13 protein-coding genes and 1 pseudogene are annotated in these 12,844 nt (G+C 47.6%); 10 read left to right on the top strand and 4 right to left on the bottom strand.

Annotated features, from left to right (window positions below; translation table 11 throughout):
* Positions 1–22 precede the first annotated feature (22 nt).
* Positions 23–178 carry a hypothetical protein gene (locus Q7Q81_RS07140; RefSeq protein ID WP_304274831.1) on the top strand — a complete coding sequence of 52 codons (156 nt, stop codon included), beginning with the start codon at positions 23–25 and terminating at the stop codon, positions 176–178.
* Between the two features lie 198 nt (positions 179–376).
* Positions 377–1,984 (top strand): MBL fold metallo-hydrolase RNA specificity domain-containing protein, encoded by a 1,608-nt coding sequence (locus Q7Q81_RS07135; RefSeq protein WP_304274828.1) that lies wholly within the window; start codon positions 377–379, stop codon positions 1,982–1,984.
* 90 nt (positions 1,985–2,074) lie between these two features.
* Here Q7Q81_RS07135 and fba read toward each other — a convergent pair whose 3' ends face one another.
* From fba to Q7Q81_RS07120, 3 genes are all read right to left on the bottom strand, one after another.
* A complete protein-coding gene (gene fba, locus Q7Q81_RS07130) occupies positions 2,075–3,004 on the bottom strand; it encodes a class II fructose-1,6-bisphosphate aldolase (protein WP_021719683.1) in 930 nt (309 codons plus the stop codon).
* A gap of 85 nt (positions 3,005–3,089) precedes the next feature.
* Positions 3,090–3,743: an RluA family pseudouridine synthase gene (locus Q7Q81_RS07125; protein WP_304274825.1), complete on the bottom strand. Its 654-nt coding sequence runs from the start codon at positions 3,741–3,743 to the stop codon at positions 3,090–3,092.
* On the bottom strand, positions 3,743–3,940 hold the full coding sequence (locus Q7Q81_RS07120) for a DUF896 domain-containing protein (protein WP_304274822.1): 198 nt from the start codon (positions 3,938–3,940) through the stop codon (positions 3,743–3,745). Before Q7Q81_RS07120 ends, Q7Q81_RS07125 begins: the two co-directional genes overlap by 1 nt.
* Positions 3,941–4,139: 199 nt before the next feature.
* Between Q7Q81_RS07120 and Q7Q81_RS07115 the strand changes: the two genes are divergently transcribed.
* From Q7Q81_RS07115 to Q7Q81_RS07100, 4 genes are all read left to right on the top strand, one after another.
* Positions 4,140–5,090: an ABC transporter substrate-binding protein gene (locus Q7Q81_RS07115; protein ID WP_303707459.1), complete on the top strand. Its 951-nt coding sequence runs from the start codon at positions 4,140–4,142 to the stop codon at positions 5,088–5,090.
* A complete protein-coding gene (locus Q7Q81_RS07110) occupies positions 5,080–6,102 on the top strand; it encodes a FecCD family ABC transporter permease (protein ID WP_304274820.1) in 1,023 nt (340 codons plus the stop codon). Before Q7Q81_RS07115 ends, Q7Q81_RS07110 begins: the two co-directional genes overlap by 11 nt.
* Positions 6,102–6,911 carry an ABC transporter ATP-binding protein gene (locus Q7Q81_RS07105; RefSeq protein ID WP_304274817.1) on the top strand — a complete coding sequence of 270 codons (810 nt, stop codon included), beginning with the start codon at positions 6,102–6,104 and terminating at the stop codon, positions 6,909–6,911. Before Q7Q81_RS07110 ends, Q7Q81_RS07105 begins: the two co-directional genes overlap by 1 nt.
* A gap of 596 nt (positions 6,912–7,507) precedes the next feature.
* Positions 7,508–8,464, top strand: coding sequence for a TIM barrel protein (locus tag Q7Q81_RS07100; RefSeq protein WP_304274815.1), 957 nt, complete (start codon positions 7,508–7,510; stop codon positions 8,462–8,464).
* Between the two features lie 98 nt (positions 8,465–8,562).
* On the opposite strand, the gene iadA is transcribed toward Q7Q81_RS07100, so the two are convergent.
* The gene (gene iadA / locus Q7Q81_RS07095; protein WP_304274813.1) at positions 8,563–9,732 is read right to left on the bottom strand and encodes a beta-aspartyl-peptidase; all 1,170 of its coding nucleotides are present in this window, start codon (positions 9,730–9,732) and stop codon (positions 8,563–8,565) included.
* A gap of 171 nt (positions 9,733–9,903) precedes the next feature.
* On the opposite strand from iadA, the gene Q7Q81_RS07090 reads away from it, so the two are divergent.
* From Q7Q81_RS07090 to Q7Q81_RS07075, 4 genes and pseudogenes are all read left to right on the top strand, one after another.
* Entirely contained in the window at positions 9,904–10,320 is a 417-nt protein-coding gene (locus Q7Q81_RS07090) for a DUF6508 domain-containing protein (RefSeq protein ID WP_304274881.1), read from the top strand.
* 144 nt (positions 10,321–10,464) lie between these two features.
* Positions 10,465–11,271: an SH3 domain-containing protein gene (locus tag Q7Q81_RS07085; protein WP_304274811.1), complete on the top strand. Its 807-nt coding sequence runs from the start codon at positions 10,465–10,467 to the stop codon at positions 11,269–11,271.
* Between the two features lie 57 nt (positions 11,272–11,328).
* Positions 11,329–12,114: a hypothetical protein gene (locus Q7Q81_RS07080; RefSeq protein WP_304274809.1), complete on the top strand. Its 786-nt coding sequence runs from the start codon at positions 11,329–11,331 to the stop codon at positions 12,112–12,114.
* 182 nt (positions 12,115–12,296) lie between these two features.
* Positions 12,297–12,728 (top strand): annotated as a pseudogene (locus Q7Q81_RS07075) (FKBP-type peptidyl-prolyl cis-trans isomerase); the annotation flags it as partial.
* Positions 12,729–12,844 lie beyond the last annotated feature (116 nt).

The raw sequence follows: 12,844 nt of genomic DNA, 5'->3' as shown, positions 1-12,844 counted from the left end.
GTATAATGTAGAGAGAATTAAAATGACAGTTACTTATGTAAAGGATTATATCAATCCTGATTACTTAAAGCTTACACCTGAACAATTAGAGAAAGACATTCAAGAAGAACTCGAAAAATCTAAAGAGTTAAAAGAATGGCCATATCCTCATGATTGTATGTTTGAAGCAGAAGAATAGTATCGATATTAAGCAGTTATTCGGGAAATCCGAACAGCTGCTTTTTTGTTAGACTAATTTAACATCGTTAATCAAGCACGTGTAACAGCGTGCTTTTTTCTCATCCCACTAATTTCCCCAATAAAAAGGATTTTCCCTTCGTTTTGTAGAATTATAAAATATAACTGAAAATACTACTTGCAGAATGGAGGCTTTGCGATGAAAATAACTTTTTTAGGTGCAACGCGCACCGTTACCGGTTCCTGCTATCTGCTGGAGGTCGGCGGACACAAGTTTTTGGTAGACTGCGGCATGTTCCAAGGCTCCAAGCTGATAAAAGCGCTGAACGAAAAGGACTTTTTATTTCATCCGGGAGAGATTGAGGCTGTTGTATTGACGCACGCCCATGTTGACCACAGCGGTCTGTTGCCGAAGCTGGTCAAGGAAGGCTTCCGCGGCCCCATCTATTGCACTAAATCGACAGAGGAGCTGTGCTCGATTTTGCTGCCGGACAGTGCGCACATTCAGGAGGGTGAGGCGGAATACGCCAACCGCAAGGGCATGCGTGCCGGCAAAAAAATTGTCGAGCCGCTGTTTACTGTTGATGATGCTGCCAGAGCCTTGCATTTGTTCAAGCTGCGCAGCTTTGGTGAAGCCTTTAATGTTGTTCCCGGTGTTACCGTCACCTTCAGCGTTGCAGGACACATTCTTGGTTCTGCTTTCGTAGAAATGTCTGTTAACGAAGGCGATAAAAAGACGCGCTTGATTTTTACCGGCGATATCGGCCAGCCCAACCAGCCGATTATTGAGGACCCGGCGGCAGCAGGCGGTGCCGATTTTATTGTTACGGAATCTACCTATGGCAACCGCATCCATGAAGCCTACGATAAAGAGGGCGAGTTGGCGAATATTATCAACGATACTGTCGAGCGTGGCGGTAACGTTATCATTCCTGCGTTTGCTGTAGGGCGTACGCAGGTACTGCTGTACTATTTCCAAAAGCTGCAGGCGGAAGGCAAAATTCCGGAGATTCCGATTTATGTAGATAGTCCTATGGCCAACAGAGCTACGCAGATTACTATGACGAATCCCGAGGAATATGATGAGGAAGCGCGGGCGCTTTACGCAATGCAGGGACGCAGGCTGGTGTCTATGCATAATTTGCGCTTTACCGCCACGGTGCAGGAATCCATGGCGATTAACGAAATTCCGGGCAGCAAGATTGTTATTTCGGCCAGTGGCATGGCAGATGCCGGTCGTATTCTGCATCACCTGAAGCATAATCTGTGGCGTGAGGACAGCAGCATAGTTTTTGCCGGCTATCAGGCGGAGGGCACTATCGGACGCAGGCTGATAGAAGGTATTAAGCGCATTAAGATTATGGGCGAGGATATCAGAGTCAACGCCAAAATTTACAATATGAAGGGTTTTTCCGCTCATGCGGATAAGCAGCAGCTGTTAGCCTGGTATAGCAGCATGAAGGAGGTGCCCAAGGCCTTTTTCGTTACACACGGCGAGCTTGATGCAGCTATGGAGCTGGCAGATTCTTTGGGACGCAATCTGGGAACGGCAACCTACATCCCGCACTTTGGTGACTGCGCCGAAATCAATGGTACCGAGTGGCAGATGCATGAATCCGAAATGGTTCAGGTTGAGCCTGCTGCTATCGACCTGCGTGCTTACATGCGTGGTATGGAACACGATTATCTGCTGCAGCGCAGCAAAATCGAACAGATTGTGGCGCGTAACCCGGATAAGGCGGTTATGGTACGCAAGAAGCTGGAAAAGCTGCATAAGTACATGGATGATATCCTGAAGGATTTGTAAGAAAAAATGATATACGCTTTGCATAAATAAAAAATGCACCATTCCTTGACAGTAGGGAATGGTGCATTTTAGTTTTTAAATCGTTATAGCTTACAGTCTGTTGCTGCTGTTGAGTACGTCACGCATTTTGTGAGCAACCATATCTTGGATAGCCTGACGTGCGGGTTTCAGGTATTGGCGAGGATCGAAGTCGCCGGGGTTTTCTACCAGGTGCTTACGGATGGAAGCGGTCATTGCCAGGCGCAGGTCGGTATCGATGTTGATTTTGCAAACACCAAATTTGCCTGCTTGCAGCAGCATGTCTTCAGGTACGCCCTGAGCGCCGTCCAGCTTGCCGCCGTACTTGTTGCATTCTTCAACAAAGGACGGGATAACGGTGGAAGCACCGTGCAGAACCAGAGGATAACCAGGCAGCAAGTTGGTGATTTTTTCCAGACGTGCGAAGTCCAGTTCCGGTTTGCCTTTGAATTTGTAAGCGCCATGACTGGTGCCGATAGCGATTGCCAGGCTGTCGCAGCCGGTGCGTTCAACGAATTCTACAGCCTGATCGGGATCGGTGTAGGTAGCGTCCTTGGTGTTAACCTTAACAGCGTCTTCTACACCTGCCAGTCGGCCAAGCTCTGCCTCAACTACAACGCCTCTTTCGTGTGCATATTCAACAACACGACGAGTCATTTCGATATTTTCTTCAAAAGGATGCTTGCTGCCGTCAATCATAACGGAGGTGAAGCCGCCGTCGACGCAGGCTTTGCAGATGTCAAAATCTTCGCCGTGGTCCAGATGCAGGCAGATAGGCAGACCGGTGTCTTCGATTGCTGCTTCAACCAGCTTCATCAGGTAGATGTGGTTAGCGTATTTGCGGGCGCCGGCACTTACCTGCAGAATCAGCGGGGATTTTTCCTGTTGTGCTGCGGCAACGATACCTTGGATGATTTCCATGTTGTTGACGTTGAAGGCACCAACAGCATAGTGGCCTTCGTAAGCTTTTTTGAACATTTCAGTAGATGTAACTAAGGGCATTTGTCTATTCCTCCTTATTCAGGGTAGCCTTACAGCTACTCTGTCTTTACATTAGTATACACTAATTATATCATGGTCTGCTTATTTAGTACAGAAGTTTCTGTAAATCCTCCGGCAAAGCGCGGGTAATTTCTAAAAATACATCGCTTACCGGATGCTTAAAGGCCAGACGATAGGCATGCAGCGCATGGCGCGCTTGGGGGCCGGGAGTGCCGTAAAGGTTGTCGTTTACGAGCGGATGGCCGATGGAGGCAAGGTGCACGCGTATCTGGTGCGTGCGTCCGGTAAAAAGACGAACCTTGAGCAGCGTGCAGCTGCTGTAGGCTGCTAAAACTTCATAGGCTGTTTTGGCGTATTTGCCGCGTTCGTAATCAACGCAGCGTTCGATGATGCTGCCCTCCTTGCGGGCGATAGGCGCTTCGATAATACCTTTGCTGTTTTCAAAGCGTCCGCAGGCCAGTGCCAGATATTCCTTTTCAACCTGCTGCTGGCTCAGCCAGTGTTGGACTACAGGCTCCTTGGCGAAAATGACGAGGCCGGAGGTGTTGCGGTCCAGACGCGACACGGGATGTATACCGGCATTAATGCCGTTGGCTTCATAATACGCCTTTACGTAATCGTAAAGCGTAGTACCGCGCTCGCTGACAGTGGGGTGTACCAGCATGCCTGCAGGCTTATCGATAATCAGCAGAAAATCGTCCTCGTAGGCCAGCATGGATGGCGATAGGATAGCAGCCATCAGTGCAGCTGATTTTTATCCGGCAGCTCGTCGACTACCTCGATGTTATCGAGCTGTGCCTTCAGCTGGCTGCGGATGTTGGAAAGATATTCCTTGTACAGCTCCTTTTGTTCTGCCAGCTCCTCCGGGGTCAGACCGGAAGTTTTCTTCTTTTTGGCTAATGCATTTATGCGGTTAATCATTGCATTGATTTCCATAATATATTACTCCTTTTTTTATAACATGCTTATTCATTTTATTATACTATTATGAGCGCTTCTTAGCAACTTTCATTGACTACACTTCTGATTTGTGCTATTATGAGGGCGATATTATTAAGCTTTTTTTATCAGAGAGTTATATATATTGCCAAAGCTTGGGACTTGGGCAATGTAAGTTGAGTATGAGGTGATTAACATGATCTTGAAAAAAATTGCTTGTGGTCTATTATGTGCGGCTATGCTGCTTGCTGCCGGTTGCGGCGGTGTAGGAACGCAGACTGGCGGTGACAAGGCTTATCTGCAGCTTACCGATGCTGCAGGCAGACAGGTTTCGCTTGCCAAAAAGCCTGAAAGAGTGGTAAGCCTCAGCCCTTCATATTTGAGTATGATTGAGGCTGTCGGCGGCACCGTAGTCGGTCGCGCCAGCTCCAAGGTAGGCAAAATTCCCGAATCTATGAAGTCTGTGCCGGAGGTAGGCATGGTCTACAATATTAATATGGAAGCGCTTGTGGGCCTGAAGCCTGATCTGGTTCTGGCCAGCAAAAATCAGCATGATAAATTTATTCCCATGCTGCAATCCAACAAAATCAACGTAGTGGAGTTTGATACCCAAACCTTTGAGGATGTAAAGGGTACCATCAAAACATTGGGCGATATTTATGGTACGCAGGATAAGGCCAAAAAGGAAAATGAGCTGTTGGATAAACAGGTTGCCGCCGTTACCGGTAAGCTGCCTAAGGAAAAGAAACGCATCGTTATTATGCATGCAACAGCCAGCGCCGTTACGGTAGAAGGCTCGCACAGCATTGCCGGCTGTGTAAGCGACATCCTGGGCTTTGAAAATGTTGCAGCCGCAGCGCTCAAGGGAAAATCCAATAAAACTCCTTACAGCATGGAAACACTGGTTGAGCAGAACCCGGAAATTATCTTTATTACCTCTATGGGTAAGCCTGAGGAAATTGAAAACCGTCTGCGCACCGACTTTAAAAATAACCCCGCATGGAACAGTCTGCCGGCTGTAAAAGCAGGCAGAGTATATGTGCTGCCGGAAAAACTGTTCTTGATTAACCCAGGCCTGCGCTATCCTGAGGCTGTAAAGTTTATGGCACAGCAGGTTTATCCGGAGGTCTTTACTAATGGAAAATAAGCAGTCTGCAGAGCAGACGGAGCATTTTGGTATCGGCCGTACTAAATGGCGTATTACTATTCTTGTAATATTTTTGTTCTTGGCAGTATTGGGCAGCTTTTTGAGCTTAACAAAAGGCTCCAGCATTATCAACATTAAGGAGATTACCGATATTCTGCTTAATCCCGGTAATGATCCGCGCAGTCAGATTATCTGGAACATCCGTATGCCGCGCACCATCGTCGGTGCCTTGGTCGGCATCAACCTGTCGCTTTCCGGTGCAATTCTGCAGGCGATTATGCGTAATCCGCTGGCAGACCCGCATATTATCGGCATCAGCTCCGGCGCAGGACTGGCAGGTGTTGTAATTATGATTTTGTTCCCGGCGATGGAATATCTGATTACGCCTGTTGCCTTCATCGGTGCAATGCTGGCTGCTGTCTGCATTTATATTCTGGCGTGGAAAAACGGCATCAAGCCGGTGCGTATTATTTTGGCCGGTGTTGCGGTATCTGCCTTTTTGGGTGCAGGTATCAGCGGCCTGATGATTTTTTACAGCGACAGAGTGCATGGCGCTTTAATGTGGATGGTAGGCGGTCTTGCCGCACGCAGCTGGCCGCATGTAAATATTATTTTGCCGTATGCTGTTATCGGCCTGATTCTGGCGCTTGCCAGTGCCGCTTATTTGAATATCCTGCAGCTGGGCGATGAGATGGCGCGCGGTCTTGGCGTCAATGTTGAGGTAACGCGCATTATTCTTACGGCTATTGCAGCCTTGCTCGCAGCCAGCGCTGTCAGCGTTGTCGGCCTGCTTGGCTTTGTCGGCCTTGTGGTGCCGCATGCGGCGCGACTGCTGATAGGCAGCGACTACCGCTTTCTGCTGCCTGCTTCCGCACTTTTGGGCATTGCCATTGTTACGCTCAGTGATACCTTTGCGCGTGTAATTTTTGCGCCGATTGAACTGCCTGTTGGTATTATTATGGCCTTTTTGGGCGCGCCCTTCTTCTTGTTCCTGTTAAGGAGGGAAATCTGATGACACAAAATAATGCAGCGCCCTTTAAAGCTGTTTTAGAGGCAACGCATATTGATATAGCAATTAACAAAAAAACAATCATCCATGATTTGTCGCTGGCGATACCCGAGGGCAAGATTACCGCTATCATCGGCCCCAACGGCTGCGGTAAAAGTACAACGCTTAAGGCTATTGCCCGCATCTTGCCGTGCGCTAAGGGCAGCATCAGCTTCCTGGGCAAGGATATTCATAGCCTGTCGCACCGTGAATTTGCCCGCTGCCTGGCAATTTTGACGCAGTCACCGGTTGCGCCTACGGATTTGACGGTGCAGGATTTGGTTGAAATGGGACGCTTTCCGCATCGCAGCTTTTTGGGCCGCGGTGATAAGGATGATGCACAGCACGTTGCCTGGGCACTGGAGCAGACCAATATGACGTCGATGAGCCACCGCCTTTTGCACACGTTGAGCGGCGGCGAGCGTCAGCGCGCCTGGATAGCGATGGCGCTTGCGCAAAGACCGCAGGTGCTGCTGCTCGATGAGCCCACGACCTATCTTGATATCTGTCACCAGCTGGAGGTTATGCAGCTGCTTGATAAGCTCAACAAAGAGCTGGGACTGACTGTAGTAATGGTTATCCATGATTTGAACCATGCTATTCAATACGCCGATTACGTTGCCGTTATCAAGGCGGGACGCCTCGTAGTCAGCGGTGAGCCGAAGAAAATTGTTACGTCCAAGCTGCTGGCGGATGTGTTCCGCGTGCAGGCGGATGAGTTTGCGTGCAGTAATGGACTTCCTGCACTTGTACCAATTACAGTCTGTCGCTAAAGTCCTGTTTTATTAAAACTGTCGCTAAAGCCTTGTCTGCGTCATGGCGCATATTCAACAACAAACTCCCGAAAGCATAGTGCTTGCGGGAGTTTATTATTTCTGCAGTATGGATACGGAAAAATTTTCATATCTTTCTTGCCAAAATTTTTGATTGATGATATACTAATTATACTATAAATAGTAGAGATTACTATTACACAGCTTTCGTCAGATAAAGAAAGCAAGACAATAAAAACTTAATATGCTTTGAGCAGAAGGAAAACCAGTGCAAATCTGGTACTGTACCGCAACTGTAATGTGAGCTTGGCAGCGCATATCCTCACAAGATGCTGCCCTGGCGATGAGCTTAGTCAGAGTGCCTATGCCCAAAAGTTTTTTCCGCAAGCTTGCGATGTACAGGTGAAAGGAAGGATGGTAAAACCATCTTTAGTATTTCAGTAGTGCTGCTTGCGTGAGCTAAATTATGACTGCAGCGTTACCGCCGCAGTTTTTTTATGAAACAAGAAACAAGAATTTCAAGCTATTTGCCGGTAGCACATTTAAAGCAAGGTTTACGCTAAGAGCGTTCAGTATGTAGCAAAGAAGGGTGAGAAATGACTAAGCATCTTATTAACTATTGTCCGATTGATTGGTATGAAGATGAATTGAAGCGTAAGGGGATGACCTTAGCCGGTTTAGTGCAGCAGCTGGGGGTTGACGGTATTGAACAGTTTGTTTACAGAGATCCGGAAACATTCCCTGATTACAAGGAGCTGACTATTGGCGCACATTTGAATTATTGGCCGTACTGGATGGATTTCTGGCTGAGAAAGGCTAAACGTCTGCAGCAGCAATTCCGCAGTATCCACGAACGCCAGACATATTTTAAGACAGCCATGAGCTGTGATGAATGGCTGGCTGTAATCCGCCGTAATATCTGCGCTGCTATTTCGCAGAAGCCGGAATATCTGGTGTGGCATGTAGCAGAGGCTGATACAGAAACAATATTTACCTTTGATTTCCATTATGATGACCGTGAGGTATTGGCTGCTTCGGCAGATGTTTTTAATGCTGTGGCAGATGAGATTCCTGCCAATGTTACGGTGCTGTTTGAGAATTTGTGGTGGCCCGGTCTGCGCCTGACGGATGCGCGCAAGGTGAAGTTTTTCTTTGAGCGCATTGAACGCAAAAACGTCGGCATTATGCTTGATACCGGTCACCTGATGAATACAAATCCGCGTCTGCGCACAGAGGCGGAGGCAGCGGATTTTGTCTGCCGCACGGTGGACAAGCTCGGTCCGTATGCTGAGCTGATAAAGGGCGTGCATCTTTCCTGCTCGCTTTCCGGCAAGTATTTGCGCAGCTTTGAACGCAAGGTGCCGGCTAATTGTGATTCGGAGCTTATTTGGCGCCATATTGCGGCGATTGACCGGCATAAGCCTTTTACTACCACGGCAGCCAAGCAGATTCTGCAGTGCGTTCAGCCGCAGTATGTAAATCATGAGCTGGCATATGAAACCATAGAGGATATGATTCCGCTGATGCAGCAGCAGCTTTCTGTTGCCAGATAAGCGACGGCCTGAGTGCGTCAAGCTATAACGAAAATATCATAAAAAATTAATCCCCTACATAAGCAGAGGCTTGTGCAGGGGATTTTTCGTTACACTGTTTATTTTTCAAAGGTGCCTTTGACAAGCGCTTCGCCTGCTGCCACCATGATTTGGCCTTTGGCGATTACGGTATCTACGTCATAGCTGTTGCTGTAAATAATCAGATCGGCATCACTGTCGGCCTGCAGGCAGCCCTTTTGCGGATACAGACCGTTGGCCTGCGCCGGATTGCTGCTGACAACCTTTGCCACAACCTCCGGGGGAACGCCTGCAAGCAGAGCATCCTTAACCTCCTCCTGGAAGGAATCCGGCGAAACGGCAAGTTGCTTTTGGCTGCCGTCGGGAAGCGTTACGCTCATGCAGCCGTTGGCATCCGAGCTCATGGTGACTCTGTCCATCGGCACGCCTTCTTCATAAAGGATTTTAATGGCGTCACTGGGCTTGACGCAGGCTGGGAAGCCGTCCTGCTCCCTGATGCCGGAGGTGATGTCTATATAGCCGCCCAGACGGGCAAATTCCTTGGCCTGTTCAAAAAGATGAAAGGCACGATTAACATGGGTAGGGATAAAATGACGGGCGGGGATTTCCGTTTCGCGTACAATCGCCAGAAGGACATCCATGCCACGCTTGCCTACGCCCATGTGGAACTGTACAACGCCGGCCTTGCCGGAAAGCATACCGCCCAGGCGAGCCTGCGTAAGCACCTTTTCCAGCTCCTCGCGTGTAGGCTGCGAGCTTCTGTGGTCGGATAAGGCAACCTCGCCGATGCCAAGGCATTCGTTAATCAGGATGATGTCGCGGCGCACATCGCCGGTCATGTTGTGCAGGGGGATTTCGTAGGAGCCGGTGAGCATGTACGCGGTGATGCCTTCATGCGTCAGGCCTCTGGCCTTCGCCAGCAGGCTTTCGTTGTGTCTGGAGGTGCCGTCTGTACCCAAAACGCCAACTACGGTAGTAATGCCGACCTTGGTCAGCTCGCTCAGGTTGATTTCCGGAGTACGGCTGTAGGGGCCTGATTCACCGCCGCCACCGATGATGTGCACGTGCTGGTCAACATAACCGGGGACAACCTTGCGCTTTTGGGCATCAAGAATTTGGCAGTTTAAGCCTTGCGGAGCTGTAAGCTGTGGGCCTATTTTGGCGATTTTGTCATTGATGATCAGGATGTCGACTATTCCGAGGGGCTGCGGAGCGTATATGTCCGCGTTTTTAATGAGTAAGCATTTCATGTGAGGATTCTCCGTTTCTGAAAAATTATTTATGCTTTAATTATACACTGAATTATTGAAAATGGTATATGAGGCAAGAAAGTTTTCGGGTTTTAATGATATAATAGAGATAATGAAAATGAATTGTCGTGTTATGATAGTGTGGAGAGATTGGAAGAGGGATGAAGTGTGATGAAAAAATACTCTGTGTTGACAAAATATATCAACCTTTTGAAAAATGATATTGTTGGTGAATGGAGTTGTGATAAGGAAAATGATGGTTCTTCGGAAAGACCGATGCACCTTCCTTTCGTCATTTATTCTATAACGGTTAAGAAGTTGGCAGATGATATCTATAAATTTGCCAAAGAAAGTGATGAGATAGTACCGAGTAAATATGCAGATATTCTTAATGCTAATGGCATAGAATGGGGTTATGATTCCATGATGAAAGCCGATGCTTCTGGATTAGATGCTCAATGCATATTGGCTTTACTGATAGCTTCTCTTAGGGCAGAGCGCTTTTGTGATGGTGCGTTATTAGAATTTATCGAAAGTGGCGCTGTTGCAAGATGGCTGAAACGCTTGCAGGAGCTTGATGAGGCATAAAAATATATCCTTCCTCCCCCCAATTCCCTCTCGCCCTACCCGAATTCACGCTTTCGGGTGGGGCGCTTTTCTTATTTTCAAGTTAAAATATAATCAGGAAAACAACTGCCCGTAACGCAGATGGCAGGAATAGGAGGGATGGATATGCAAAAGAAAATATTCTTAAGCGCAGCGCTTGGTCTGGCAATATTTGCCAACACTGCCTTTGCCGAGGTTAATACAGATTATTTGGCCAACGAGCTCAGGTCTTATCCCGGATGGCCGCTGGAGGTATATTGCAACACAACCGATGTTAATGTCAGAACACAGCCTAACACCGATTGTGATGTTATCACCATGCTGCAAAGGGGAGATAAATTTTATGTAAGCAGAGTTGTGGATGTAGTAAACAGTGAATACAAATGGCTTCTTGGTACTACTGAAAAGGGCCATGTTGGTTTTATGGCAAGCAAATATCTTGATGTAACACCGAAAGCTGCCAGCGCAGAAGGACGCTTTAATGCTGCCCTCGAAGCAGATTGGATTATGGATCCGGAAATTTTTGCTTCGAATGCCTATTACTTGGGGCGTATGGAAAAGAATACGGATGATACTATCACCTATGCTGATAAAAAGCTGCAGGTCGGACCGCGCTTGTTCTATATAGATTCGTCAAAAAACAGAGTTAGTGAGGTGAAAATCAATAAGCTTCATGGCATGATGGCAGGCTATGCTGTCGGCCAGCTGCTTAATACTGACAGCCAGATTCGTTTGGACGGGTACCTGAAAATGAACGGCTGGGAGTATGATTATATGAGCAGAGGCCGTTCTGATACGCATTATATGATCGGCTGGTTGAAATATGCCTATAACGCAAGAGGGCAAAAATTCCTGCACAAGAGCTTTTATGTGAAATTGGATTCTAAAGAGGTGATTTCGGAAATTATTTACTGCGAGCATGACGTTCATTAAGCAAAGTAAAGGACAAAGAAATTTTTGCTAAAACATCTTTTGACAGGAGGTGGCGTAATGAAGCGGAAGCTGTTTAAGAGCATGTGTCTGGCAATGCTTCTGGTGGCGTTTGCCGGTTACGGCACAGAGAAAAATGCCGTAGTACCGCAGATGAATCTGCCTAAGACGGAGGCCGCTGCCAAAGCTGTACCATTCTACGAGCAGGAATATGCGAATGTTGTGGACAGCGTTTATGAATTTATCGCCAATGGTAATAGTGATAACCTGCCTGAGCAGGGCAGAACAGGCATCTGTGAGGTGCGGGATTTCGCCAAGCGTGAGGCGGCCCTGCAGCAGCTTGGCTACACGCTGCAGGATATCAGCGGCGACGGTGTTCCGGAGCTGCTTATCGGTTGGATTAGCCAAAAACGCGGCGCGGGGCATTACGGTAAGGAGATTTATGCGATTTACACCTTTGCGGATAGCAGAGTGAAATACGTTGCGGAGGGCTGGAGCCGCAGCAGTCTGCAGCTTATGGCAAATAACAATCTGGTGACACGAGGCGGCACCGGCATTTCGCATCAGGTGCTTGCTGTTGAGCATTTGCAGCCTGGCGGCAACCTTGGATGCTATGAGCTTTATTTTACCTGGCCGAAGGATGACGGTCTTGGCGTTTACCGCAACATGACCTGCAGAAGCGAGGCAGATGCTTCGCAGGAAACGGACATGACTGTGGAAGAGTTCAATGAAATGAGGTCTGAATATGCTAATCACAGTGTTGAGATTGAATTTTTGCCGTTGAAGGACTTCAAAAAGCAGGGCTTTAAGGGTCTGATGAGGCAGTATCTTTCTGCAGGAAGGTGAATAAAAGCGCTGCTGCGCAGAGCCGAAAATAATTATGGCAGTCGGAATTTAACCGGCTGCCATTTTTTAGAGGTGAAATAAGGCGAAATATATAGTATAATATACATAACTGTTACTGATATACGCTTATGCAGGCTTTATATCAAAAATTTTTATGAGGTGATTTAATAATGAGCAATGAATTAACCGGACGTAATGTAGGAAAAACCTGTCGCGTACACTATAAAGGTACCTTTAATGACGGCAAGCAATTTGATTCTTCTTATGACCGCGGCGAGCCGCTGGAATTTGTTTGCGGCGCAGGCCAGATGATTAAAGGCTTTGATGCAGCTGTTGCTGACCTGGAGGTCGGCGCTGAGGTTGACATCCATCTGCTGCCGGCAGAAGCATATGGCGAGGCTGACCCGAAGGCTATCTTCACCATGCCGATTACCCAGCTGCCGGGTTCCGAAAACCTGACCGTTGGCCAGAGAGTTTACCTGCAGAACCAATTTGGTCAGCCCGTACCTGTACTGGTAACCGAAAAGGATGATACCAATATCACCTTTGATGCTAACCATGAAATGGCTGGTAAGGAACTGAACTTCCATATTGAGCTGGTAGAGGTAAAATAAAGCTTTAGCCTTGTTTACAATAAAATATTACTTGCTCTTATGGTCTATGGAACTTGCTATATGAATATATTATAATAACATATGTACAATAGCATATTATAGGTGCAACTAATATT

The sequence above is a fragment of the Phascolarctobacterium succinatutens genome, from assembly GCF_958453765.1.
Lineage (GTDB): Bacteria > Bacillota > Negativicutes > Acidaminococcales > Acidaminococcaceae > Phascolarctobacterium_A > Phascolarctobacterium_A succinatutens_B.
This window is presented reverse-complemented; position numbering and strand designations above follow the sequence as displayed.